Here is a 25,293-nt window from a genome sequence, read left to right as displayed (position 1 = left end):
AAACCCATTCACAGCAGCATCAACTTCGCCCCATTCTTCAAGCCAAGCTCCTCAATCGTCCTGCCCAAGTCCAAAACATTCCCCGTCTTCCGGTCACAAAGAATTGTCTGCTCAGACGCCTTATAATAGCCCTGAGATAACTCAGAAACCGTATTCGACAACAACATTAAAACTTCATACAGCTTACTTTTTACCGGAATAAACACATCAAAGGAACGTGAGGCGGCGGGGTTATAGACTTCAACTAAAATCTTACGCATATTGCACCGCCCCCTCTACAAGAACCTCTGCAGCAGTCACAAGCTTCAAAAGCTTCACTTTGTCCTTCTGGATGACATAGCCAAAGCCCTCCGGCAGCTCTCCATATAGGTCGTTCGTGATTTTGCCAATCTTAAAGACATATTGCTCAGCAATCCCATTGCCGACCCAAATCGCTTGATTTAGCGACACCTGTTTTTGGAACCACGCATCATACATCATCGGACTGATTTTATCCGCTGCATCAGCGATGATCATCGTCACATTCAGCCCGTCGCCTTTTTCTAAAAAGACCTTCAGCTTATCCTTGCCATCCTCTGACAACTCTGCCATTAACCCGCTCAATGAATTCACCAAACAGGTAATTTTCTCAAACACCGGCGGCGCTAAGCCTTCAGCAATAGCATCCTTCGTTGTGTTGTTGCGATACACCAACGTATTAAACAAGTGCACAACCATCTCTTCTAGTCGTTCCGACTCAACCACATATTGGTACCCGCTATAAAGGTCGGCCGCAAAGCCTGCCCCAGCATCGAGAACCATGACCTCACCGTCCGTATCGCGCGACACAACCTCAGCAAGTCCCTGCATAAACCCAGAGCAATCATCCACACTCAACGCCGATACAAAATTCACAAACGAGGCATCAAAATCATACCCGGCAACCGCCAAAGACCCTTTTTCAATCCCAATCGGCACACCCGAAACGCCATCGAAATCAGCCAAATAGTGAACATCTACCTTCTCTGGCAATAGCGGCACCCGATTCGCCCGAGTGCCCTGCCACTGATAACTCCGGCAATACTCGGTCACAAAGCGATACAAGTCGGACGAAGCACGCCCAATTTGCGCCACCTGAAACTCGTAAACGGCATCCGTCTTAAATATCCCCCGGCCTTTAAATTTCGATGGATAAACCCCATCAACATGTCCCAGTACCCCGGAGTATTCAGAAGCATCATTCAACTGCAGCACATACAACTGTTTAAAGTTCTGCAACAGGCGGTACCTTATCGCCCCTGTATTCAACGCCGTCACCACAAAATAAACCCCATATTTCAGACCCTCGCGCGTCAAGTAGGAAATCGTTTCCTCATATTGCTCATACGTTTCAGCGAACGCCGCATAATTATGGATGACTACCACCAATGACGGAACCGTCTCTGGCGACCTTTTATTAAAGGCCCTGAAGTCGCCCCCGTACTCAGCAAATCGCTTCTTCCTGACAGCCATTTCGGCCGTAATCATTTTAAAGAGGCTATCAATCTTCTCCGCATCATGCGAAAGCATAACATCGCCGACGTGCGGCGCCTCGCGATACCAGCTCAAAGTCTCAGAGCCAAAATCGAGGAGATAAAGATGGACCTCGTCTGGTGTGTGCTCTTCCATCAACGAGTAAATGAGAGTAGTTAACAGCGTTGTCTTCCCGCTGCCGGCCACCCCGTAGACGACCGTATTGCCTTCAAACGGCAATCTCAGAACACTCTGCCGTTGATTCGCCGGATCATCGTATTCACCAATGACCGGATTCAATCCGAGGTCAGCAGCCGAAACAAAGCCGTACTTCGCCTTCAATTCATCCACATAAATATCAGCTGGTATTGGTTCAAGCCACAGTGGCTTCACCTGAATCCGTTCCTGCTCCGCAAGCGCTGCAAGATATTTCACCACTTCATCAATTTGCTTCGAAGGATTCTTCACACGACGCTCCCGCTCAAGCCGCGCCTTCTTCACAACACGCCCTAAATGGTCGATAATCTCAATCCCATCATCCTTCCGCTTCTCCACTCGATCAGCAGGATAATACGGCGCCCCAGCCCACGCTGACTGCCCAAGCTCAAACAGCTCGTTGTAGCCGACCTGCAGGAAGAAACGGCCCGTTTGCGAAAATTCCGCGGCATCCGGGCGCTTGATGACCTCCATACTGTCGGCCTTCTCCTGCACCTTCAAGCTGATCCGGAACTTACTGTTACTCCAAATCTGATCATCGACAACCCCAGAAGGCTTCTGCGTCGCCAAAATCAAATGCACGCCCAGGCTTCGGCCAATCCGCGCCGCACTGACCAGCTGGTCCATGAATTCCGGCTGCTGCGTCTTTAACTCAGCAAACTCATCGGAAATCATCAATAAATGCTGCAAAGGCTCCGTGACAACGCCCTCGCGGTACAGCTTTTGGTATTTATAAATATCAATATTGCTCTCGTTCAAGCGCCGGCTTGTTTCGCTAAAAATGGCCTGGCGCCGCTTCAATTCACTTTGAATCGAAATGAGCGACCGCTTCACCGCCGCACCGTCCAGATTGGTAATGGTTCCAGCGAGATGTGGCAGGTTCAAGAAGGCATTCGCCATGCCGCCGCCCTTATAATCGATCAAAATAAACGCCACTTCGTCGGGATGGTAATTGACCGCAAGCGATAAAATCAGCGTCATAATGAATTCACTTTTTCCCGAACCGGTCATCCCGGCAATCAGCCCGTGAGGACCGTGATATTTTTCGTGTAGGTCGATAGAAAAGTGTTCACCTTGCGTGTTGACTCCAATTGGAGTCCTCATCGTGAGAGTCGGATTATTTTCACTCCACCGCGTCAACGCGTTTAAATGTTCAATTTTTCCGACTCCAAACATCTCTAAAAACGTCATCATCTCTGGCAAAGTGAAGGCTTCAACAGATGAAGCAAGCTGGATATTGGCCAACTTGACCGCAATCTCCTCGGCATCCTTCTTGAAATAAATATCGGGCTCAAATGCCTGATATCTACCTGAGAGGTCATCCTTGTCATAGATTTTTCCAGTCATACCATCCAACTCGACAACATTCGTGCATTCCTTCGGCAGCTTTTCAAGCTCATCATAAAGGGTAATCAAGCTGAAGCCCAGTTTCCCCTTTAAAAGCAAATTGACCATTTCCGCTTTTCCCGCCAGCTCCTTGTTCATTGAAAACACGACATAATGCGGCGGTGCGGGCTCCCACTCCTGCTCTTCCCGAAGCGCAAGCTCCTTCTCAAAATAAGCCGAAAGCTCCTTGATTTCATTAGCATCCGTCGCCATAAAGCGAATGGTTTTCTCATCATCCCACATATGTGGCAGCCATTTCACAAACTCCCACGGCTCAGATGGATCGTAAATAAACACGAGCTTAAGCTCGTCATAACTATGTAAAGCCGCTAATTGAAAAATAATCCCCTTGACGAAATCGATGACATTTTCTCGAGGACCGATGATCCCACTCACTCGCTCTTCGATCAACGACAGGGTGACGGGCACCTGAGGGAGAATTTTCGGAGCATCGACCAATTGGTACAATGCCTCTTGAAGATTGTCATCCTCTAATGTAAATTTCTTTTCAGGATACTTGATTTCCGCCACCATCGATAAATCGCCAATCCCGACACGGACCCGTAAGAAATCCTCTTGCCCGATGACCCGTTCCCACAAATTGCGTTCGCGCCGGTCAATCCGTTGCAAGCAATTTTCAAGCGAAACATGGTTTTCGTGGAGAATCTCGCATTGATGTGAGCATTCTGCCGTAATCGCTCTTTTCATGTCTTCTATGTATTGTAAGTATTTTTCCTGGCGGATTTTCTCCTGAGCAATCCGCCGTTTCTTTTCATACCGTTTCGTTAAAATCGGCCAAAGAATCATCCCAATCAGCATACTGACCGACATCACCAAAGTCGGCATCGCGTACATCATATCACCGTTTGTCCGCATGACATTGAGCACAGCGAACACCCCGGTTGCAAGCGAGGCCATCCCCATCGTAATCGATGGGCCGAGCATTAACATGAGCGGTGTCTCATCCGGCGCCTGCGGCTGCGGCGGCGGGTCAATCTTGATCGTTTTCCGCTCAACCTCCCGCTTAAAACGCGGCGAGCGATAGAACAGATCTTCATTCTCTTCTTCTATTAAAAAATCATCGAGCTCGTCGTCTTCTTCGATAACCGGCTTTTGTACTGCAAACGGCTGAAAACTGCCCCTGTCTAAAAACACAAGCTGATGCGGATTATTTAATGAAAGCATGTGGCCATTAAAGATAATCCGTAAGCCCATAATCGAGATGACATCGCCGATTGCGAGAACTTTTTCGCTAATTCTTTCTCCGTTTACATACGTGCCGTTTGAGCTGTTTAGATCGCGCAGCTTCGCCTGTCCATCGCTGCTGTATTCAATCAATGCGTGTGTGCTGGAAACGAGTTTATTCGTAAAACAAATATGATTATCCTTGGCACGGCCAATCTTCACCACGTCACGGATCACAATATGTCTTGTAAACTCGTTGCGGTCCTCGCTGAACGGCTCAGCATAGAGAAGGGCCGAGGGATCGCCGTCCCGGTCGATGGTATAGGTCATGAATGGTTCAAGCAGCGCTTTCGGATCGGAATCTTTCAAATGGGCATATTTATTCGACTTAACATACCATTTACCCGCTTCCGCTTCGACCGCCATTAAATCTTTCGGATTACCCGCGTTGTCTTCAGTTGTCAGGATATATCTTCCGGTAATTTTTTCGGGAAGTACGAGTGTGAAAGCCTTACCCCGATCAAAAAGCGTTAAAATCACAACCATTCTCTCCTTAACGTGACAGCACGAAATTATATTAAAATAGCATTAAATAAAAAAACGAGCACTCTCTATCTAAAATCTGCGATATTTCTTGGGCCATAAATAATGATTGCGATAATTAAGAGTACAAGGAAAAGCCGCTTTCCGCGTTTATCGGCCATGCGATATTCCTTGATCAGGTGAAGAATTGTCACTACAATCATTAGAATAAAAAAGCTGCCAATAAACATGGAACCAATTGCCATGGCAATATTATAAAACCTAGTAAAAAATTGCGGGTTCCTAATCAGCGCTGCACTGAAAAATAGAATGATCAAACCCGCGCTCCAAGCGGAGACACTCTTCTACGTATTTTTCAGCATGAACCGACTTACCCTTTTATTCCACATTCGCCGCGGCCATCCCTACGCCATCCAACAAATCGCACCACTCTTCATGGGTGCTTAACTGAATTTGTACCGGTTTAACGGCATGATCACTGTATTCAATCAGCCAGATTCCTTGTTTCGAAGGAAGAAAGAATACAATATTTTCAAGGTAGGGATCGGCTTCAAGGCCTTCCAGCTGGAAAAATGAAATATTAAACAACGACCAGTCTTCTGCTTGCAAATCGCTCACAAACTGTTCAAAGCCTTCCTCTTCTTCCGCTGTAAAGCGGCACATCTTTCTTACCTTCTTTTCCTTACCGGGCTTGCTTAATAAATCAAACGCCTTGTCGGTCAGATTAAACTCAAGCCTTTTTTCAAGCGGCGCATCGGAAAAGGAATAATAATCCCGGACAATCGCCGGAATCTCCTCGCGGTGGATATAGGCAAATTCATGAATGATGTCCCGGTCAATCACATGGGTCATCCACGTGCTCCCTTCAATATGGTGAAGCATCAAAATATTGGACTTCGCTTGATTCGAGCAGCGAATCATCCATTTCGATTCGACATAGGAACGTATAAATTCTTGGACTTCCACGCTTATCGGGCTCTCGCCATTTGCATCCTTTTCTTCGTCCCAGAGCTGTTTCTGGATTAATTGGTGGACGGCCGCTTCCATGATCGCCTGCCATTCTTTTTCACTTTTCTTCCCAAAAGAAGCTTCCGCAATCGTTTTGGCCACACTTGGATACCCATTTACGGTAACCAACAGGGCCAGTTCCTCCGACGTACAGGTCATCAAATAGTCCATCGTTTCACAGTCCTTTAATTTTTGGCTTTGTTTTTCCGCTCCAGGCGCAAGCGGTTCGTGGGCGGTCTGGGGAGCCTCCTCGTCGCTTACGCTCCTGCGGGGTCTCCCCTACTCCGTACTCCCACAGGAGTCTTCGCACCTTCCACTCCAATCAAAAAAGAGAGCTTCACATCATCTTTTTATAAAAAAATCATTTCCAATATATTTTTAATTACATAGTAGATAATCACGCATACCACACACAAAATACTGATTGAGATGAGCAGCAGGATCTTTCTGACGATCCAAGAAAACTTCATAAATCTATTATTGAGGTACGGTCCGACCCCAAGTACAGCGACCATACAAAATGTGGACACACGTTGAAATAGATTTCGCGGGTTTTCATAAACCCATGCTTCATACGGACCCAGGATCACCCTGCCCATGACCAATACCAATGCACTAAATGACATTTGGACACAAAAATAATAGGCGACAATATCTAAAATTACTCTTACTGTTTCAGGTGTCATATTCCAACCCTAACCTTCATTTGATATGTACTTAGTTAAACCAGCTCTTGACTGATTTGAAGCCACTGCTTATCTTACTGCCGAGATATCTTCCCCCGGATTCGGCAGCTCCGCCAATCTTCTCGCCGACATCCTTAATTTGGTTTTCAAACACCATACTGCCGACACCGCCGACCAAACCGCCCACGGCACCGCCGACGATAATTCCTACTGGGCCGCCGACCGACCCAATCATTGCCCCCAGCTGGGCACCTCCGGTAATGGCACCAAAATCGGCAAGAATTCCGGCAGACGCCCTCCCTAATTTTTCGCCAGTGTTTTTCCCGACATTATCGTCACTCCATAATTCCGATAAGTTTGCTCCAATAGAAATGCCCCAGCCTACTACTGGAATCTTCTTCGCAGCACCATACAATCCTCTCGCCTTCAAGACCTCTTCTGCTACTTCCTTTGTGCCAATTGTAATTCGGTTTTTGAAGGTGGAGGATAGCGTTTTTCCCTTTAACATCGAATTAACGTTCTTTGGAAAACCGGCTACGTGTTTCAACAATGCCGATGGGCTTGAATAGGATGCGACAAACTTATGGAGTTGTTTAACAAGTGGATTCGAAGGATTGGATTTGGAAAAGTCATAAATCATCCGGGCAACTTTCGAGCTGTACCCCCCTCTGCTTGTCCAGGAAGGGTCCGCTTTCACGGTAAATTTGTAGTCCCCCTTTATTTTCTGAAGGAAGGATGGCTTGCCGTTAATATAATTGATCTTCAGCTTACGTGAAAGGGCACCAGTCGTTGCAACGGAAAGAAGCTGCGTTGCAATCAAAGCAGCGTCACTTTTACTTAAATTACTATTAAATGAATTTAAAAAATTAATAATCGCCAGGAACGTCGGCTTCCCTTTCTTCGTGGAGATCGCATCAAAAGATTTCTCCGTCAGTCCCCTTTCCACCCGCCAATACTGCTCTGCTGAATGGTCAATAAACTGCTCTAACGCCTTTACCTGTCTTTCGAGATTACTTATTTCTTTTACCGCCCCATCCATTCTCGAGAGAAGGTTGTTTCTTCCCGTGATTTTATAATTGATGGAAAACATGAGCGTGGATAATCCGTCCTTCATATCCAACAATTTTGAGGAATCTGGTGCGAGGCCAGCACCGGTGCTTTTTACAAAATCAGGTTGAATTTTAATCCGCGACACGATTCACACCTCCCTTACTTTTTGTCATGTGCTTTCTTCGCTTTTGCCTCCGCTTCAGCTTTTGCTTTCGCCTCTCGCTCTGCCTTCGCTTCTTCTTCCCGATTAATATCGTTTGCGGCGCTCCTTACATCCGAACTGATCCCCTCTAATTTGGAGGCCAGAGCCGCCATATCCCGGCTCATTTGCTCGATCGCCTGATTCACATACAACATTTCCTCCGCTTGCCAGCCATTATTTAAATTGCCTCTTGCCCTTACTAAATGCTGCTGCACATCACGAAGTGTTGAGGCATAATGGCTTATTTTATTGGCCTGGGAATGGGCGGCATGAACATTAATTCCCACTAAATCACCTACTTAACTGTTAAAAACTTCCCTATTTTTTATTCATTATAAAAGTTATCAATTTATTATTCTATACAATAGGGAAAAGTTGGGTAATTCATCCCGGTAGGAAGAGGGTATAAATTCCCACCTTTAGATAAATCTTCAAATAAAAAAAACCAGGCAGTTTCCCACCTGGTTTTTCGCTCTATTTCCACATCTTAAAGACCTTCGTCAGTTTCTTCACCGGTACCTGCGAGCCACCGCGCTTCTCGACGTTCTCGATCATCATCGCCATCATCAGATTCGGTTTCTTCGGATTGTACGCAATGAACCAGCCATTTTGCGTTCCCAGCTCACCCTGCTTCTGCTTAATTTCAGCGGTCCCCGTTTTACCGGCAAGCGGATAACCAGGAATATTCGCAGCACGTGCTGTTCCGCCTGGGTCCGTCACAACCTTCCGTAACATCGGTGCAATTGTTGCCACCGCATCCGGTGTCATCGCCTGCTCCTGAAGCACCTGGCTCTTCTTATCACCTGCAAGCAATATTGGCTTGATCATATTGCCACTGTTCACAAGCGGCGTATAAGCGTCCATCAAACTCACGATATTCATCTGAATCTGCCCTTGACCATAGCCTGAATCGGCTAGTGAAATTTCACTGCCAAGACTGCCAATCGTCGGCTTTTCCAATGGGAACGGATAGTCTTGTTCTTTTTCAAACCCAAATTTCTTCAACCCGTCCACAAACGCCGTCCGGCCTGTTTTCAGCGCTGCTTGTGCAAAGTAAATATTGTCGGAGTATACAAATGCTTTTTCAAGATTAACCGGGCTAGCCTCGTGGACCCGTGTCACATAATAGCCGCCCCATGACTTGCTCTTCTGCCATTTCAGCCCTTTTATCGCCACCGACTGCCCCGGTGTGATTGCCTTGTTCTCAAGCGCAATCGCCGCCGTAATCGGCTTCATCACCGAGCCCGGTGCATACGTCTGTTTAAAGCGTGTCGTCAGCGGCATCTTTTTATTGCTCTGCAGTGCCTTCCACTCGGATGCCGAGAATCCAAGCGACGCCTGATTCGGGTCAAACGACGGACTGCTCACGAGTGCGAGTGTTTCCCCTGTCGTCGGGTTCATTGCCCCCGCTGTCCCAGCATCGCCCTGCATCTCATCATAAATACTTGCCTGCAGCTCCGCATCAATTGTCAGCTTGATCCTCTTGCCGTTCTCGACCGGCTTCTCCGCAAGCACCTCTTCTTTGCCATTCTTCTTAATTGTAATCTTCACACCTGTCTGGCCCTTGAGCTCCTGATCATACACCTGCTCGAGGCCGCGCTTCCCAACAAGATCCTGAGCGGTGTAGCCCTTCGACTCCAGCTCCTTCAACTCATCCGCGGTAATAGCACCGACATAACCAACGAGCTGTGCCGCCGCCTCCTTATATGGATAAATCCGTGCTGGCACATCCTTTGTGACGACCGACTGGATGCTCATCAGCTGATTGATCGTCTTATGATCATCAAGCGGAATCCTTCTCAGCGGCACAAACAGCTCCGGCTTCACCCAGCCTGCCCCAAGATCCTGTTCAATCTGTTCCTTTGAGATATCTAACAGCTTCGCCAGTTGTGCGACGATCTGTGCTTTTTTGTCACCCATCTTGCCAGGAACGACACCGACTTCCATCACATCGCCATTTACCGCGAGCCCATTGCCATTGCGGTCAAGAATTTCCCCGCGTTCAGGGCTTGTCGTGCTGAGACCAATCTTATCGCCCTTCTGCAATTTTGGAAAAATGAACCCTGTATTCCAGTCGACGTACCAGTTTTTCTTATCGTCCTTTTCCTCTTTTTTCAACTTCGCCTTGTAAGTGAAGTTAATCGGTCCAGCCACACTATTCATCTTGGCATTAAAAGAATAGGTTGCTTTCTCTTCATCTGCTTGTTTATCTTCTTTCGGCTTTTTGAAATTGACTTTGAGGTCCGTAATTTGCAAGTCTTTATAGATCTTTTCATAGCGCGAGGTGAACTCCTCTTTGGAGATGGATTTTTTCGCGCTCGTTGAAAGGTAATCATACATTTGGTCAAACTTTTGTTGGTTCCATAATTTTATGTATGCAGCAAATCGGTCCTGCGGCGCCGGTTCTTTGTTGCAGCCGGCAAGGATGATTACGAATCCAAGCAGCAGCACCCCGATTAGTTTTTTCACGGATACTCCCCCCTTTTTTCTATTATTTTACCATCGAAGGGAGCTCCCGACCAATTTTTAGGAGGTGAAAAAAGGAAAAAGGAGCTGAGGCTATGTTAAGGACTACCCTCATCTTGGAAGCCGCACTAGGTTCCTTTTTCTAAAGGCTCTTTTAAACCTGGTTGTTGATTTCCGCTCCAATCAACGTTGTTTAAAATCAACATTGTCCTTTAACACAGCCTTTCTAAAAAAAACACAAAAAAGAGGAAAGTTTATTCCCCTTTCCCCTCAGTTCCAATATTATGAATTTGTGTCGGAAGAGCTGTCAGATGGTGTGCCATCTTCTTCAGAAGATGTGCCTTGGTCATCTTGAGTGTTTGTGCTGTCATCAATCTTTTGATCGTCTGGAGTTTTCGTGCTGTCATCGATCTTTTGATTGTTAGCTTTATCTTCCGTTACTTTTTCTGTTGTGTCCGCTGCTGGTGTTGTGTTTTCTTCCTGTAACGCGCTTAACGTTTTGTTAAAATAGTTATCAGGATTGACTGGAACATCATCTTTGCGGATTTCAAAGTGTACATGGGTACCAGCTTTTTCATTGAATAGGCTTTGTCCAGCTTTGGCAATGACTTCGCCTTGTTTCACTTGCTCGCCAACCTTGACCTTCATGTCATTAACGGATGAATATTGGGTTACTACCCCTTTTTCATGTTCGATTTCAATGACGTTACCTAAAGTAGCATCTTCGTTTACTTTTGTAACTGTTCCACTTAAGGCAGCAACTACATCAAATGTTTCCCCGTTTTTCATCGTGATGTCGATACCGGTGTTTGGAACGTATTGATTGTTGTAATGAACTAATGCTGCGACTTGCTCTTCCTTGCTCGCTTTGAAATCATAGAATTTCTTTTCTATAACGGCGGTGTCGGAATTTGCCACTGGCATTTTAAAGTTTTCCATTGCTTTGTTGACTTCAACAGATGGTTCGTTGAATTTTTTCTGAGCGATGTCTGTAGCTTTGTTGTCTTTAGTCGAACTGGTAAGGTTCGTGTACCAAAGTACACCGGTCAGAATGATTGCTGCACTTGCGATATAAATGGCTGGAAATACCCAACGCTTTTTGAAAAAGCTTTTCTGAGAAGATCGTTTGTTTTCTTCCTCTCTCATTTTCATCACCTCAGCAATCATTCTGAACAGATAAGTAGAATTATATACACGAGGTGGAAAAATTTTTTTAGTTTTTGTCAAGGGTTTTGTTTTTATGCATGGAAAGGTGGAATTCTTTTATGAAGTTTTTTAAGTGGGTGCTCCGTTTGCTGCCCATTGCTTATATGGCGGTGATTTGGATCCAGTCGAGTTTTTCTTCGGATCATTTTGTCACCCTGCCCAAGGAGAGTCTCGATAACACGATTAAGGAGTCGCTGCACTTGGTTGAGTTTGCGATTTTGTATGTTTTACTAGTGTTGGCGTTTTTGACGCGCCGATCCAGTTTGAGTGTGCGGTTGAATATAGCCTGTGCGGTGTTTGCTGCGCTTTACGGCATCAGCGACGAGATTCATCAATCGTTCAATCCGACCCGCTCTGCCTCGTTTTTTGATCTATTTAAAGACTTTGTCGGGATTGGGGTTTGCTTCTATTTTGTGCATGGTGCTTTGTTTAAGGGAAGGTTTGCCGGATTGCGGAAGGTACTGGGGCTTGTGGGAGCATAATAGACTCGCCCCTTGTTTGCCCCATTAAAAGGTAAATTCATGGAAGTTAGAATCGTATAAGCCACTTTACGGGATGAAATATGTAGAAGCGCACATAGTTCAGCGTTTGTGATCGTGGGTTTAATCAGAAGGAAATAATCGTTGATAAGTTGAACATGGGTATCTTTAGACTTTTTCCCGCAATCTCGGCAATACCAAATACCTCTTTGATAAATCATTGGACGTGTATGACAGTTGGGGCAGCGTACTCCTGAAAGAAGTTCTTTGGGGGAAATCTTGAATTTTTCAAGGATATCTGGATCATCCGGAACATGGTTCGCAAGTAATAGGCCCGTGATTTTCTTTAAATCCTTTGCCTCCATTCTTTCCTGACAACTGTTTTCGATCAGTTCAATTTTGCCAAGCAGACCTTCGCTATTGCAGATATTCCGATTAATCTCGTAATTATTGGTGTCCGTGATGATGACCGTTTCTTCTTTACTGTTTACAAAAAGGTACATAGTCGGCGGTACTGGATGATTACGGTCCTCTAACCATTTCCTCAGCTTCCGCGCCTGTGTCTTGGCCTGTAGGACCGGGTTCTTTATTCTGGTCCTTTTATTGTTTTGTTTAAGCGTGGTTTGGTTAAAATTCCTTTCGAAAATAATTTCACCACCCCTATTTTTTACTTCAAGGACGAGGAAGAATGAGGTACATAAAATCAGAATATCAATTTGAAAATAGTATTCTCCATCGAAGAGGCGGAGGTCGTGGATGATATCATATTTTTTCATAGAGAGCTGACTTAAATAGAAAACTAGTGACTTCTCCCCTTTATACCCTCTCATTTTACTACTATATTCTTGGAGAATTTCCGGCAATGTTGGGGAATCTGAAGGTAGTCCTCTAATCAAGGCCTCAAGTCTAGGAATGATTGGGGGAATTGTGCATGGTTTTAGGATCATAAGCATCTTCCTTTCATTTTTTGTATTATTTCTTCTTTGTTATGAGTTTCCCTGCAAAAATCGCTTTATTTCAATGACAAATTTGTGTCGGTTTGAGGTTAGTTTTTCAAAGGACTCTTATTTATGTTCCATTTCAATTGGTTTATGTTCCATTCGTGTCGCTATATGTTCCAATCGACTATTTTCCATTCAAAAAGCCAGGCGCATGCCTGGCTCAGGTCACTTTCCTCCCCCATTTCTAATCCAGAAGGCCTTTTCTCGTTGATCCCACCCTTTTTAATTACCTTTTTCAATGGGATCTCCAACTTATTTTCCATTGCATTCATTTTAGGTTCCAACTCCACCATTATATGTTCCCATCAACTTTTTTCCTTTCAAAAAGCCAGGCGCATGCCTGGCTCAGGTCACTTTCCTCCCCCATTTCTAATCCAGAAGACCTTTTCTCGTTGATCCCACCCTCTTTAATTACCTTTATCAATGGGATCTCCAACTTATATTCCATTGCATTCATTTTATGCTCCGATTCACCTCATTTATGTTCTAACTCCACCATTATATGTTCCCATCAACTTTTTTCCTTTCAAAAAGCCAGGCACCTGCCTGGCTCAACTCATTTTCCCTCCCCATTTTTAATCTAGAAGACCATTTCTCGTTGATCCCCACCCTCTTTAATTACCTTTATCAATGGGATCTCCAACTTATGTTCAATTGCATTCATTTTATGTTCCGATTCACCTTGTTTATGTTCCATTGACCTGGATTTATGTTCCAAACTCCCCTCTCCCCAACCACAACACAAAAAAAGCCAGACAAATATTTGCCTGGCTCCCCCAATCCCCACTACTTCGCTGCTGTAATCGTCGCCAACATATTCTGGGCCGAAGTAATCTGTACACCTTGATAATAGTGCTTCACAATCTGCTTATAATCTTTGCCCTCCGCCGCCATTCCGTTCGCTCCGTATTGGCTCATTCCGACACCGTGGCCAAAACCTTTGGTCGCAATAATGATATTGTCGCCCTTACGGCTCCACGTGAAATCAGACGACTTTAAATCCAACTTATCGCGGATATCTTTACCGGTTAGAATTTTCCCATTAAAATCAACTTTCCCAACACGATGCCCCGCCGTCCGGTCAATAATTTTTCCAATCGTTGATCCAGACCCAAGCTGCACACCTAGCTTCGCCTGAAATTGTGCTACAGAGACCACCTGTTGGTTATAGAATTTCGGTGAATTTTTATCCCACGGGCTTGCAACACTGCGTAGATATGGGTAGGCGTCCGGCCAATAATCCTCGGAATTTTCCGTGTAGCCATTACTAGTGGAGAAAAAGGAAGCATCGATGGGCTCGCCTTTATATGTAATAATCTGGCCGCTGGTCGCCCTGACTGCCTCAAGTACCTTTTTCTTCTTCCAAGAATAATCCATTCCCCACTCTCGCTTCAGCTCATCATCGCTTTTGTACACCTGATGCATCTGAGTATCTGTTACCTCTGCACCCTTTGGAACACCAAGAGGCTTTTTACTCCTCAATCTCTCCACAATATATGTCCTTGCGGTTAAAGCCTGAGCCTTAAGGGCTTCTTCCTTGAAATCTGCAGGCATTTCCGCTGCCACAACTCCAACAAGATAATTCTCAAGCGGTACCGTTTCAATTTTTTCCTTCGCTGCACGGTAGACCGACACTTCCACCGCAGAATCTGCAGACACGGTCGAAGTTTCCTTTGCCTTGGCCTTTGTTAGATCCTCGCCCAGTTTCCCATTTGCCTCACCTTGCGCAAACGGCAACACCAGAACCGCGGGGATAAGCAAAGTCACGGCAAATAGAATAGACGCTAGTACGATGAGTGGTTTGAAATTTTTCATGAAAGTGCCTCCAGTGTGAAATTTATGGTGACAGGCACCGTCCGTGGACTTTTCAGCATTTTTGTCCGTGTGGAATGGACATAGATTTCCCTTTCGCAAGGCAACGCTAAACAGTCCCCTGTACCTATCTTACTCATTTCATCATATGGAGGTGGACAAGCATTTATGACTTTTAAATGATTAAATTTGGACTTGATTAAAAGCTCTCAAAAAGCAAAAACCGAAGAATGCACCTGTCGGACATCAGACAGCCACTTTCTCCGGTTTACCCGTATTTATTCATTTCCAGGCACTCTTCACATACCGCTGATCCTTGATTCTCACTCAAGTGCCTAAACAATAGTGCCTGTCACCATTGTGAATAGTTCACAATCTTACCACAACCACACTCACAACAGCGACTCCCACTAAAAATTAAGCATTCATATCCGAAATTAATTTCTCGATATAAATCTCATCTTCTTCTTTCACACGCTCGATATCTGCACCTAATGCAGCTAGCTTCTCATGGAAATCTACATATCCACGGTCTAAATGCTTCAATTCGGTCACACGTGTCACACCATCTGCAACTAAGCCAGTCAAAATCAAGGCTGCTGCTGCACGAAGATCGGTTGCAGACACCTCGGCGCCCTGTAAATTAGACAGGCCATTTAAAATAACCGAACGTCCTTCAATCTTAATATCAGCGTTCATTCTGCGGAATTCCTCCACATGCATGAAGCGATTTTCAAAAACCGTTTCCGTAATCATCGAAGTACCTTCTGCGCGAAGCAATAACGCCATCATTTGCGACTGCATATCCGTTGGAAAACCTGGATGCGGCATCGTTTTAATGTCGACTGACTTCAAGCGCTCTGGTCCAATGACACGAACTCCGTCAAATTCTTCTATAATCTTAACACCCATCTCTTCCATTTTGGCAATCAAAGAAGACAAGTGCTCTGGAACTGCTCCTCGAACAAGCACATTTCCGCCGGTAATCGCCGCAGCCACCATGAACGTACCTGCCTCGATTCGGTCAGGAATAATGTTATGATCTGCCCCAAATAAACGATCGACACCCTCAATACGAAGCGTGCCTGTTCCGGCGCCTCTTACCTTTGCGCCCATTTTGTTCAAGAAGTTTGCCAAATCGACGATTTCTGGTTCTTTTGCGACGTTTTCGATGACGGTCGTTCCAACCGCTAGCGATGCCGCCATCATAATGTTTTCTGTTGCACCAACACTTGGGAAGTCCAAGTAAATCTTTGCACCTCTTAAGCGGCCATCAACCTCCGCCTCGATAAAGCCATTTCCAACCTTAACCTTTGCACCCATGGCTTCAAAGCCTTTAAGATGCTGATCAATTGGGCGGGATCCGATGGCACAGCCGCCAGGCAAAGCTACCCGAGCCCGGCCATTTCGGGCTAATAATGATCCCATTACAAGGACAGACGCACGCATCTTCCGAACATATTCGAAAGGCGCTTCCTCTTTTAACACTCTGGATGCATCAACGACAACTGTATTATTTTCAAACACTACTTCAGCGTTTAGATTACGTAATACTTCATTAATTGTGTATACATCGGAGAGTGTAGGTACATCACGAATTACACTTTTTCCATCACTTGCTAATAATGTTGCAGCGATAACAGGCAAAACGGCATTCTTTGCACCTTCTACTTTCACCGTTCCATGAAGCCTTTGTCCGCCGCGGACGATAATCTTTTCCAAGAGTATTCCCCTCCGCGTCCATTTTCTCTATATTAATATTCAATCGTTATGATTGGTGTGCCAACTACTACGGTAGTCTCTGCGCCCAATCCTTCGGAGCGTACCCCAATTTGTAGATTCAGATCTGTTTTTGCATCCCCAATCGACTCTGAGAAGTCAGGTGAAAATGCCGTTACAGACATGAACGTCTCCTCTTTTAACGCTTCGATTTTTTTCGCATTCAAGGCAGACAGCAATTCATTCACTGTTGCAGGTAAAGCCTTATCCATCTTATCACCGACAATACCCTTCATACAAGAAAAAACTGTCGGTTTTCCTCGAAATACATCGCTTAGCCTATTTTTGAATTGATTCGTTGTGAAAAAGGACTCTGTAGCCTTATTCCACTCCTTGCCGCTGACCTTATATACTATATACGCATCGATCGGTTGGTTTGTGCGGGACGACATAATTTGAAGTGTTTCTATGTGGTGGTTTGAAGCTGGAGATACTGCTGTCACTTCCCATTTTTGGCTGGTGTTTGCTGTGGACCAATCCCAATCTGGAAACTTCCGCTTAAGCTCCTCTGCATAAACCTGTACGTCTTTTTCACTTTTTAGGTCAACCAAATGTTCCCGTGCATATAAAGTCCATTCACTCGGCATAATATTTTTTGTTTGAAAAATAGAACCAATCTTCATCAAATCCAGGCTTTCATTTTTTGCCGCTTCTGTATTTCGATTCCCCAAAACAACTGTAATCAAACTTAAAATGGCAAGGATGCCAAAAATATATTTCTTCAACCGACTCTCCCCCTTACTACCAGTGTTTCCAATGATGGGAAGAGCATACTTGGGAATTCTCGTCACTTTTAGACAAATACGTAAATTCTATCAAGTTCGGTTTTTCACAAAGTCGTGCTTTACAACATTAACGTATGTAATCACACAAAGAGAATTGTACTCAAAAACCGGACAAATTGGAACATGTATGAAGACCTAAATATTTACCAATTTGCTCGCTCGAGATTTCAATCCCTATAGCTGGACCATTCATAAAGCCTTACATTACTGAAACATCATCGGGAGCTGCTGTGACCATTGTAGATAGTCTAGGAAAAAGTTACTAACTGTTGACCCGAGGAAAATTGCCAATAATATGTATAACAGCCGTGCCTGAAAGACATGATTCGCCTTCAGCACTTTTTCCAAGCGGATCGCCTGCAGCGCCCACCAGGACAAGGCAATAAATACCAAATGTGAAGCAATACTTAATAACGCAATTTGTCCGAAATCCACTCTGTCATCACTCCTCCTTGATGATAGTCTAACATATTGACGAATGAAAATCGGAAAAGTTTCATTTTGTACCAAAGTAAAAAAAAAATTAACTGCCTAAACACAGTTTACAGTGATTAAACGGTGTTTAGGCAGTTAATAAAAATAGTTAAAGCCCATTCCAAATCTTATTTAAATTTAAGGGCACATAGATTCGATCCCCCTGAATTTCTCGGTGAATGATCGGGTCTTCGAAAAATTGGTCCAGGCTCCGTTTTCCGCTCACTTTATGACGGGCCCGCTTGTGAATACCCCGTAATTTTTCTAAGCTTTGATTTGAAAATTTCATTATAATTCTCCTCTCATTTTTTAGGCACTTTTAAATTTGGGGTTGATTTCCGCTCCAATCAACTTTTTTTCATAAATCAACATTTACATTTAATACAGCCTTGTTTAAAGAGAGCGGGCCAGAATCGGCCCGCTTTTCTTTAGGCTGACTTTGAAGCCACCACTATGACTTTGCCGTGATCCATTTCTGCTTCATAGCGCTCTGCTTCTTCATCTGATAATCCTAATGACTCGAGCATCGTTCGAAGTTCGTCTCCCCGAGAGCGAAATACATTTGCAAGGGAATCGAATACACCCTGTTCGGCAACACCGATATCGGAAATGTCTAAGGCATCGGTTAAATCCTCTGAGCGATTTTTGTCATGCGCCAGTAAATAAATTTCATTTTTGCTGAACCCTTTACCCATTAATTGTTCAATTTCCTTTTTTGCCTGCACGCCATTTTCTACAATTTTAACGGTTTCCATTTGTAAATCCCTCCAGAAAAATTAGTTTGCCCTTAGTGGACTTGTCTTTTATGTAACCGCTTCTTGAAAAATTAAAACCTATTTTTCTAAAATTCTATTTATTTTTATTGGTTAGGTTACATAGCAGGCGATTAGGGGTAAATACGTAACATCTAATTCATTCTTTCAACAACGAAAATTTGATTGGAGGTATATATATGAGGAAACTGGTTTGTAAAGCTTGTGGCAATGCTGAATTTTATGTGTTAAATGTTCGTGAAACACTGTGCAAAAAATGCGGGTTACGGTTAACCCAACCAAGTGACTACCTTAGGGAGGAGTCACAGCATAGAAAAGAGCAGCTGTATTTAGAAACAAAACGGCAGGCGGAAGCTATTTCAAAAATCAGCCTGTTAAAGCGAAAAATTGACCAATGTCTCGACGACCGAGATCAAGAAAAATTTAAACAGTTAACCTATGAATTAAGGGTGTGCCAGTATTTTTTAAAAACAGGAAGAAATGAGGCTCAAACTCGTTTCAAGGATAAGATTAAACAGGAAGGACAGAAAAAAGGGTTACTGTTTGAAGATAAGGGTATTTAATCACCACCTTTTCATAATCGAAAGGAGCGAACAATTATGGGATTTATCTGGACTTTATTTATTGGTGGAATTATCGGCTGGCTGGCAGGGCTTCTTCTTGGAAGTGACATCCCCGGAGGAATTATCGGAAATATGATTGCTGGATTCATCGGCGCCTGGCTTGGTTCCCTTTTATTAGGAACATGGGGACCTGTCATTGCAGGTTTTTACATTATACCGGCAATTATTGGTGCCATCATCCTTGTCCTCGTTGTTGGTCTCATCTTAAGAGGTGTAAGAAGTAGAACATAATGAAAAAGACTGCAGAAAATGCAGTCTTTTTTCATTTCTTCATTCCATCCCTGTCTTATATTTTTTTTCACTTGAGGAAGTATCTTTTGAATCATGTTTTGCCTTTTCTTCCCGCTGCTCTTCCTTCAAATCCTCTACAGGAATCGGGTCCACGTTTTGTTCGCTTTCAAATCGATCGAACAAGCTTTCATTCTCTGTAGGGTATTGTTCAGGATGGTCCCTTGATTCCACCAAATACACTTTTTTCTTCTCATTCATTTCCTATCACCCCATTGGTTACATACCCTCTTGTTCCGAACTCCAAACTAATTCGTGAATGATGAAAAATGTAGAAAATCTAAAGAAATTGCCACACAAAACTATGTTACATCCTTCAAGAAAGGGGAAAAATAAATATGATAGAAAATTCAAACATTTTATAACCGGGAGGAATTAAAAATGAAATTCTATACACGTGAATGGCTTTTACTTAGCAAGGAAATTAAGATAAAACTGATTCGTTTAGCGATTTTAGAAAATGAAAAAAGAGCCTAATCCAATAAGGCTCTTAATTTCATTTATCTAAAATTTTGGTTTCGTATCCTTAAAAAGTCGTTATTTAGAATCCCCATCTCCTTGATATGATCACGAGTTTTTTCATCTCCGAGCTGATAAATGAACGCATAGATTATAACCATTCGTGCATCATATTCTTTATTTTGTGGGTCATGATGATATTCAAGAAAAGGAACATGAGACCGGATATAGCTTTCCCAATCTGTCTGGTAGTTTTCATCGAATAACTGTTTAAGACTTTTGATTTGACTGTCTGTCGCCTCCACTTTAAAATCCCATTCCAACTCAAAAGGCTCCCTCGCTATTTCATGTGATTGAATATTAATATAGTAGCTCTGTTTTTGTTGTTCCACTAATTTCGCCTCCCACCTCTTTTATTATCCTGTACCCCCAACGATGGCGAGTTAATCATTCAATCCCCCTTTAAGCATCGTTTTAGTTTATTCAGTGAAATTTCGGGTACTTATATACCATAGACATTATTTAAAATTGAAGGGAGAGAATCTGTATGGGATTTATTTGGTCATTAATTATTGGGGGCGTTATCGGTTGGTTAGCGGGTCTAATCATGCATCGTGATCTGCCAGGAGGGATCATTGGGAATATTATTGCAGGATTTATTGGTGCCTGGCTTGGCTCACTCATTTTTGGAGATTGGGGTCCGGAAATTGGAGGCTTCTTTTTTATCCCCGCATTAATTGGAGCGATTATTCTCGTATTAATCGTAAACTTTGTCATAAAAGGCATGCGACGAGAAGCACATTAAAAATAAAAGAGAGGCTGCAAATGCAGCCTCTCTTTCGCTTTTATAATACTCCCGAAAACAGCCGGGCAAAGGATTCTTTTACCCTCTCCTCCATTCCTCTTTTATAAAATTCCACAGGACGAAGCCGGCAGCACTCCTGTAAATCTTCCTCATAATAGCGGGTTAAATCCTGAATCGATTCCGTTCCTGTTAAAAACAAATTGACTTCCAGGTTCAGACGAAAACTTCGCATATCCATATTGGCTGTTCCAATCGTAGCCAGGTCCCCATCGACGATGATGATTTTTTCATGTAAAAATCCTTTTTGATACAGGTACACTTCGATTCCATTACGTAATGCCTCCGGGAAATAGGACTGCGAAGCATATTGCGTGAGGAAACCATCATTTCTCTCCGGCACCATGATGCGGACCTGTATTCCCTTTTGTGCCGCAATTCTTAGGGCCGTCCGGATTGCCTGATTGGGAACAAAATAAGGCGAGGCAATCCAAATCGATTTTGTTGCACATGAGATCATCGTATAATAGTGATCACTCATATCCTCCGTTTCAGGCCCAGTGGCCACGACATGCACCAGTCCATCCGCTTCTGCCGGTATTACCCTCTGATACCGTTCATCCTTCAAAAGCATTTCTCCGGTAACATCCATCCAATCTAATAAAAAAACCGCGTGGAGTGTTTGAACAGCTTCCCCTTTAAGAAGGACATGCGTGTCCCGCCAGAAACCAATATCTTCGTCTTCTCCGAGGTATTCCACCCCGATATTCAAGCCCCCGACAAAGCCGGTTTTCCCGTCAATAACCATGATTTTACGATGATTACGAAAATTAAACTTTTGATTAAATAATCCGCTCCTAATCGGGTTAAAGGGATGGACATGGATACCGGCGTTCTTCATCCTGTTCACATCGGAGCTTGATAAGGATACACTTCCGACCGCATCATACATAAGGCGTACCTCCAACCCTGCTTTTGCCTTTTCCATTAAAATCTCGATAATCTCCTTGCCTAATCGGTCAGACCGAAAGATGTAATATTCCATATGAATAAACTCGTTTGCTTCCCTCAGCCTTCTTTTTATTTCTTGGAATGTTTCTGTCCCGTCTTTTAATATCGTGGTTTTTGTATGGGGATCTGAATGCGTGACACTTACTTTATTAAGATAACGTACGAAGCACTGTTGGTGATTATTCAGCTTTGAAAAGTCTGTCTTCCTAACCCTTTTACTAATTGTTTCGAGTACTTCGCGATCATTCGCACGCTTACGTTTAAAAAGAGTCCCTTTTAATAAAAGTTGACCGGAATACCAATAAAATAGATACCCTATTACCGGTAAAAACAATAAAATATAAATCCATAATAGTGTGTTTTGTGCCGAGCGATATTCAAGCATTAAGGAAAATATCGTGATCAAAATAATTACTCCGTAGAATGACAGGCACAATACTTTCCACTTAAATGAAATGTCTGTCAACACCACCAAATATCCTAGAATCACGATGAATATCACAAAGACAAATTCGATTGTTTGTTTTTTCATCCAGGCAATCCCCCTATAGTAAAGAAGCTTGCACAAATTTGTGCAAGCTCTTTTCTGGTCGTTTTCATCTATTTAAAAGGGTTAATCATCATCACGTTGGTTACTGCGGGACTTTCCGCCTTTTTCTCCGATTTCTTGATAAAATTCTTTATCATGGTTTTCGGAGGTTGCCTCTCCGCCTTTTCGGCCAATCTCCTGATAAAACTCTTTATCATGATTCTCGGCTGTGGCCTCTCCGCCCTTTCTGCCGATTTCCTGATAAAACTCTTTATCATGATTTTCGGCTGTGGCTTCTCCGCCCTTTTGGCCAATCTCCTGATAAAACTCTTTATCATGATTCTCGGCTGTGGCTTCTCCACCTTTTCGACCGATCTCTTGGAAAAACTCTTTATCATGTTTTTCTGCAGTGGCTTGTCCACCCTTACGTCCTCTTTCTTCCATGCTCATATTATCATTATTATTGTTAGCCATTTTTATTTCCTCCCTTAAATTTTGATTGGTCTTTTTCTTTTCAGTAACAAGTGCCGCTCTCATTTTCAGATTGGAATATGAATCCTATAGCACTAGGTCTCCCCGCTGCTTTGGATAGAAACTGAGGTATTATCAGCAACTTTCAACAGGTTCATCCTATATACCTCCTTCTAAATTGACTTCGTCAGGTTAGCTTGTTTTTGTAACCTTGGTTATGATATACCACCTTTTTATCGGCGCAAAACTCTTTTTTGCCCCTTTATTTGTTTTAATTTTAATAGGTTTATGAATGATAGATTCGGGTAGGTATGACTATGATACAGATTAAATTTTAAAGGAGGAGATGAACATGACTTCTAAAAATCAACAGCAAAATGGACAACCCGCCCAGCATCAGGATCAACAGCCGGGAGTAACCTCTAAAATGGAACCTAAACCGCGTGATAAAGATTCCTCATACAAGGGCCGTGGGAAATTAAAGGGAAAAACAGCGCTTATTACCGGCGGGGATAGCGGAATCGGCAAAGCCGTTGCGATTGCCTTTGCAAAGGAGGGCGCGGACGTCGCCATTGTCTATTTGGATGAACATAAGGATGCTGAAGAAACACAGGCCCAAATAAAAGAGGAAGGTGTTCGTTGTCTTCTGATTCCAGGGGATATTGGAGACGAGGCTTTCTGTCAAGAGGCGCTCTCCAAGACGGTAGAAGAGTTGGGCGGTTTAGATATTTTAGTCAATAATGCCGCTGAGCAGAATCCACAGCAAAGTATTGAAGATATTAGTTCGGAACAGTTGGAAAAAACGTTCCGCACGAATATTTTTTCGATGTTTTATCTCACCAAATCCGCTCTTCAACATTTAAAAGAAGGTAGTGCAATTATTAATACGGCATCCGTTACAGCCTATGAGGGCAATGAACAGTTGATTGATTATTCAGCAACAAAAGGAGCCATCGTCTCCTTTACTCGATCAATGGCCAAATCTCTTGTGAAGAAAGGAATCCGAGTGAATGGTGTGGCTCCAGGTCCGATTTGGACCCCATTAATTCCATCCACCTTTCCCGAAGAAAAGGTTGAAAACTTTGGAAAAAACACGCCAATGGGCCGCTCGGGAAAACCGGAAGAACTTGCCCCTAGTTACGTGCTACTCGCGTCTGACGATTCGTCCTATATAACAGGACAAATCATTCATATTAACGGCGGTCAATTTATGACAAGTTAATAGTGCCTGTAAAAACACCTCCAAATTTTTCGGAGGTGTTTTTGATAAGGACCTAAAATTAAAATAAAAAAGCCGCACAACTATTTCCCTTAAAAATAGTCGTACGGCTTAGGTTCATTCTTAATGGACATTGCTTTCGATTTCCCTTCGCAGTTTTTCAATCGCCTTCTTTTGCAGGCGGGAAACATGCATCTGCGACATTCCCAATTGCTCAGCTGTCACCTTTTGACTCTTATTCTCCAAAAACGTACACTTCAGGATCTCCTTCTCCCGATCCGATAACACATGAAGACTGCTCTCAAGTACCAGCTTTTGGTCTACCCTTTCAAAACCTTCATCAGGCGAACCGATAATATCAAGCGGCGTCACCGTGCTGCCCTCAGACCCCGTTTCCGTTGGCTGATCAACAGATGCAGCTTGATAGTTTTTCCCCATCTCGATGGCCTCTAGGACCTCTTCTTCCGAAATCCCTATATAATCTGCAATTTCCTGGATTTTCGGTGAACGCTGATACAGAGTAGTGAGCTCGTCCACCACAGTTTTTACCTTTGGCCACAATTCCTTGATCCGCCTTGGGACATGGACACTCCACGTTTTATCCCGTAAAAACCGTTTTATTTCACCAATGACGGTTGGAATTAAAAACGCTTCAAAAGATTTGCCAAAACTTTCATCATATCTTCTAATCGATACCAATAGCCCAATCATCCCTACTTGAAAGAGATCTTCATGAAAGTGTTTCCCCCTTGAATATTTCCTTGCAAGACTCGCAATCAGGGCCGTGTATTGTTCTGTTAGCGCGGTTTGAGCTAACGGGCTCTCATTCTCCTGATACTCGCGAATCAGCTCATTGATTTCTTCCTTAGTTCGCTTCATGGCTTGAGATGGTTGTGTCATGATTATCACGCTCCCCACTTAAATGCTTCACCATGAAGACGGTTACGCCGGACGTGTTCGTTACATGGACTTCGTCCATGAGCGTTTCAATCAAATAGAGACCCAACCCTCCTTCTACAAGTTGATCCACGGTGCTTGACTTTGTATATGGGCCAAGTTCCTGTTTCGTCTTGGCAAAATTAAAGCTCTTTCCATAATCCGCTACCATCACTTCTAATTTGTCCTCATAAATTCCAAATCCTACCACCATTTCTCCTGCTTCGTCCTCACGGTAGGCATGCTGAACGGCATTTGTACAAGCCTCACTTACAGCAATTTTAATATCCTCAATTTCCTCATATGTATAGCCCATTCGGCTCGTGATCCCCGATAAGGTTAATCGGATGACACCCACATATTCTGGTTTTGCAGGAATCTTCATTTCAATATAATCCATCACTTGTTTCATC

The 25,293-nt window shown here is 43.7% G+C and carries 30 protein-coding genes; 5 read left to right on the top strand and 25 right to left on the bottom strand.

What is annotated here, in order from left to right:
- Positions 1 to 8: 8 nt before the first annotated feature.
- From E2K98_RS03975 to E2K98_RS03935, 9 genes are all read right to left on the bottom strand, one after another.
- Positions 9 to 260, bottom strand: a complete 252-nt coding sequence (locus E2K98_RS03975) for a ubiquitin family protein (RefSeq protein ID WP_133332981.1) — start codon at positions 258 to 260, stop codon at positions 9 to 11.
- Positions 253 to 4,824, bottom strand: a complete 4,572-nt coding sequence (essC, locus tag E2K98_RS03970) for a type VII secretion protein EssC (protein WP_407921199.1) — start codon at positions 4,822 to 4,824, stop codon at positions 253 to 255. Before essC ends, E2K98_RS03975 begins: the two co-directional genes overlap by 8 nt.
- Before the next feature lie 65 nt (positions 4,825 to 4,889).
- Positions 4,890 to 5,138 carry a hypothetical protein gene (locus tag E2K98_RS03965; protein WP_133332979.1) on the bottom strand — a complete coding sequence of 83 codons (249 nt, stop codon included), beginning with the start codon at positions 5,136 to 5,138 and terminating at the stop codon, positions 4,890 to 4,892.
- Positions 5,139 to 5,199: 61 nt separating this feature from the next.
- Positions 5,200 to 6,000 carry a hypothetical protein gene (locus E2K98_RS03960; RefSeq protein ID WP_133332978.1) on the bottom strand — a complete coding sequence of 267 codons (801 nt, stop codon included), beginning with the start codon at positions 5,998 to 6,000 and terminating at the stop codon, positions 5,200 to 5,202.
- Between the two features lie 179 nt (positions 6,001 to 6,179).
- Positions 6,180 to 6,515 carry a hypothetical protein gene (locus E2K98_RS03955; RefSeq protein WP_133332977.1) on the bottom strand — a complete coding sequence of 112 codons (336 nt, stop codon included), beginning with the start codon at positions 6,513 to 6,515 and terminating at the stop codon, positions 6,180 to 6,182.
- A gap of 31 nt (positions 6,516 to 6,546) precedes the next feature.
- The gene (locus E2K98_RS03950) at positions 6,547 to 7,710 is read right to left on the bottom strand and encodes a hypothetical protein (protein ID WP_133332976.1); all 1,164 of its coding nucleotides are present in this window, start codon (positions 7,708 to 7,710) and stop codon (positions 6,547 to 6,549) included.
- 14 nt (positions 7,711 to 7,724) lie between these two features.
- Positions 7,725 to 8,054, bottom strand: a complete 330-nt coding sequence (locus E2K98_RS03945; RefSeq protein ID WP_133332975.1) for a hypothetical protein — start codon at positions 8,052 to 8,054, stop codon at positions 7,725 to 7,727.
- A 187-nt stretch (positions 8,055 to 8,241) separates the two neighbouring features.
- A complete protein-coding gene (locus tag E2K98_RS03940) occupies positions 8,242 to 10,236 on the bottom strand; it encodes a penicillin-binding transpeptidase domain-containing protein (RefSeq protein ID WP_133332974.1) in 1,995 nt (664 codons plus the stop codon).
- 279 nt (positions 10,237 to 10,515) lie between these two features.
- A complete protein-coding gene (locus tag E2K98_RS03935) occupies positions 10,516 to 11,379 on the bottom strand; it encodes a M23 family metallopeptidase (RefSeq protein WP_133332973.1) in 864 nt (287 codons plus the stop codon).
- Between the two features lie 119 nt (positions 11,380 to 11,498).
- Here E2K98_RS03935 and E2K98_RS03930 point away from each other — a divergent pair, with 119 nt between their 5' ends.
- Positions 11,499 to 11,921 carry a VanZ family protein gene (locus E2K98_RS03930; protein ID WP_133332972.1) on the top strand — a complete coding sequence of 141 codons (423 nt, stop codon included), beginning with the start codon at positions 11,499 to 11,501 and terminating at the stop codon, positions 11,919 to 11,921.
- Here the strand turns inward: E2K98_RS03930 and E2K98_RS03925 are convergent.
- The 10 genes from E2K98_RS03925 to E2K98_RS03895 form a co-directional block, all read right to left on the bottom strand.
- Positions 11,846 to 12,865 (bottom strand): NERD domain-containing protein, encoded by a 1,020-nt coding sequence (locus tag E2K98_RS03925; protein ID WP_165976165.1) that lies wholly within the window; start codon positions 12,863 to 12,865, stop codon positions 11,846 to 11,848. The two genes, E2K98_RS03930 and E2K98_RS03925, sit on opposite strands and share 76 nt — an antisense overlap.
- Before the next feature lie 161 nt (positions 12,866 to 13,026).
- The gene (locus E2K98_RS30755; protein ID WP_165976164.1) at positions 13,027 to 13,191 is read right to left on the bottom strand and encodes a hypothetical protein; all 165 of its coding nucleotides are present in this window, start codon (positions 13,189 to 13,191) and stop codon (positions 13,027 to 13,029) included.
- 20 nt (positions 13,192 to 13,211) lie between these two features.
- Positions 13,212 to 13,376, bottom strand: a complete 165-nt coding sequence (locus E2K98_RS30750; protein ID WP_165976163.1) for a hypothetical protein — start codon at positions 13,374 to 13,376, stop codon at positions 13,212 to 13,214.
- 123 nt (positions 13,377 to 13,499) lie between these two features.
- A complete protein-coding gene (locus E2K98_RS30745; protein WP_165976162.1) occupies positions 13,500 to 13,637 on the bottom strand; it encodes a hypothetical protein in 138 nt (45 codons plus the stop codon).
- A gap of 68 nt (positions 13,638 to 13,705) precedes the next feature.
- On the bottom strand, positions 13,706 to 14,734 hold the full coding sequence (gene spoIID, locus E2K98_RS03920) for a stage II sporulation protein D (RefSeq protein WP_133332970.1): 1,029 nt from the start codon (positions 14,732 to 14,734) through the stop codon (positions 13,706 to 13,708).
- A 414-nt stretch (positions 14,735 to 15,148) separates the two neighbouring features.
- On the bottom strand, positions 15,149 to 16,453 hold the full coding sequence (gene murA / locus E2K98_RS03915; RefSeq protein ID WP_133332969.1) for a UDP-N-acetylglucosamine 1-carboxyvinyltransferase: 1,305 nt from the start codon (positions 16,451 to 16,453) through the stop codon (positions 15,149 to 15,151).
- A gap of 32 nt (positions 16,454 to 16,485) precedes the next feature.
- Complete coding sequence (locus tag E2K98_RS03910; protein WP_235824708.1) at positions 16,486 to 17,235, bottom strand: YwmB family TATA-box binding protein; 750 nt, start codon at positions 17,233 to 17,235, stop codon at positions 16,486 to 16,488.
- 264 nt (positions 17,236 to 17,499) lie between these two features.
- Positions 17,500 to 17,730 (bottom strand): DUF1146 family protein, encoded by a 231-nt coding sequence (locus E2K98_RS03905; protein WP_133332968.1) that lies wholly within the window; start codon positions 17,728 to 17,730, stop codon positions 17,500 to 17,502.
- 148 nt (positions 17,731 to 17,878) lie between these two features.
- Positions 17,879 to 18,058, bottom strand: coding sequence for a hypothetical protein (locus tag E2K98_RS03900; protein ID WP_133332967.1), 180 nt, complete (start codon positions 18,056 to 18,058; stop codon positions 17,879 to 17,881).
- Between the two features lie 139 nt (positions 18,059 to 18,197).
- Positions 18,198 to 18,524 (bottom strand): general stress protein, encoded by a 327-nt coding sequence (locus tag E2K98_RS03895; protein ID WP_133332966.1) that lies wholly within the window; start codon positions 18,522 to 18,524, stop codon positions 18,198 to 18,200.
- 197 nt (positions 18,525 to 18,721) lie between these two features.
- Between E2K98_RS03895 and E2K98_RS03890 the strand changes: the two genes are divergently transcribed.
- Positions 18,722 to 19,105, top strand: a complete 384-nt coding sequence (locus tag E2K98_RS03890; RefSeq protein WP_133332965.1) for an IDEAL domain-containing protein — start codon at positions 18,722 to 18,724, stop codon at positions 19,103 to 19,105.
- A gap of 36 nt (positions 19,106 to 19,141) precedes the next feature.
- On the top strand, positions 19,142 to 19,396 hold the full coding sequence (locus E2K98_RS03885) for a GlsB/YeaQ/YmgE family stress response membrane protein (protein WP_133332964.1): 255 nt from the start codon (positions 19,142 to 19,144) through the stop codon (positions 19,394 to 19,396).
- Positions 19,397 to 19,435: 39 nt separating this feature from the next.
- Here the strand turns inward: E2K98_RS03885 and E2K98_RS03880 are convergent, their stop codons facing one another.
- Positions 19,436 to 19,654, bottom strand: coding sequence for a hypothetical protein (locus E2K98_RS03880; RefSeq protein ID WP_133332963.1), 219 nt, complete (start codon positions 19,652 to 19,654; stop codon positions 19,436 to 19,438).
- 299 nt (positions 19,655 to 19,953) lie between these two features.
- Positions 19,954 to 20,304 carry a hydrolase gene (locus E2K98_RS03875; RefSeq protein ID WP_133332962.1) on the bottom strand — a complete coding sequence of 117 codons (351 nt, stop codon included), beginning with the start codon at positions 20,302 to 20,304 and terminating at the stop codon, positions 19,954 to 19,956.
- 155 nt (positions 20,305 to 20,459) lie between these two features.
- On the opposite strand from E2K98_RS03875, the gene E2K98_RS03870 reads away from it, so the two are divergent.
- Positions 20,460 to 20,717: a GlsB/YeaQ/YmgE family stress response membrane protein gene (locus E2K98_RS03870; RefSeq protein WP_133332961.1), complete on the top strand. Its 258-nt coding sequence runs from the start codon at positions 20,460 to 20,462 to the stop codon at positions 20,715 to 20,717.
- Positions 20,718 to 20,757: 40 nt separating this feature from the next.
- Here the strand turns inward: E2K98_RS03870 and cls are convergent, their stop codons facing one another.
- Positions 20,758 to 22,257: a cardiolipin synthase gene (cls, locus tag E2K98_RS03865; RefSeq protein WP_133332960.1), complete on the bottom strand. Its 1,500-nt coding sequence runs from the start codon at positions 22,255 to 22,257 to the stop codon at positions 20,758 to 20,760.
- A gap of 81 nt (positions 22,258 to 22,338) precedes the next feature.
- Entirely contained in the window at positions 22,339 to 22,728 is a 390-nt protein-coding gene (locus E2K98_RS03860; protein WP_133332959.1) for a KGG domain-containing protein, read from the bottom strand.
- A gap of 349 nt (positions 22,729 to 23,077) precedes the next feature.
- Here E2K98_RS03860 and E2K98_RS03855 point away from each other — a divergent pair, with 349 nt between their 5' ends.
- On the top strand, positions 23,078 to 23,947 hold the full coding sequence (locus tag E2K98_RS03855; RefSeq protein WP_133332958.1) for an SDR family oxidoreductase: 870 nt from the start codon (positions 23,078 to 23,080) through the stop codon (positions 23,945 to 23,947).
- A gap of 120 nt (positions 23,948 to 24,067) precedes the next feature.
- On the opposite strand, the gene sigB is transcribed toward E2K98_RS03855, so the two are convergent.
- Together sigB and rsbW are read right to left on the bottom strand one after the other, a co-directional pair.
- On the bottom strand, positions 24,068 to 24,844 hold the full coding sequence (gene sigB, locus E2K98_RS03850) for an RNA polymerase sigma factor SigB (RefSeq protein ID WP_133332957.1): 777 nt from the start codon (positions 24,842 to 24,844) through the stop codon (positions 24,068 to 24,070).
- Positions 24,810 to 25,292: an anti-sigma B factor RsbW gene (gene rsbW, locus E2K98_RS03845; RefSeq protein WP_133332956.1), complete on the bottom strand. Its 483-nt coding sequence runs from the start codon at positions 25,290 to 25,292 to the stop codon at positions 24,810 to 24,812. Before rsbW ends, sigB begins: the two co-directional genes overlap by 35 nt.
- Between the last annotated feature and the right edge of the window lies 1 nt (position 25,293).

This window comes from Bacillus salipaludis (genome assembly GCF_004358205.1).
The sequence above is the reverse complement of the archived record's forward strand: the minus strand, read 5'-3'. Positions and strand labels throughout refer to the sequence as shown.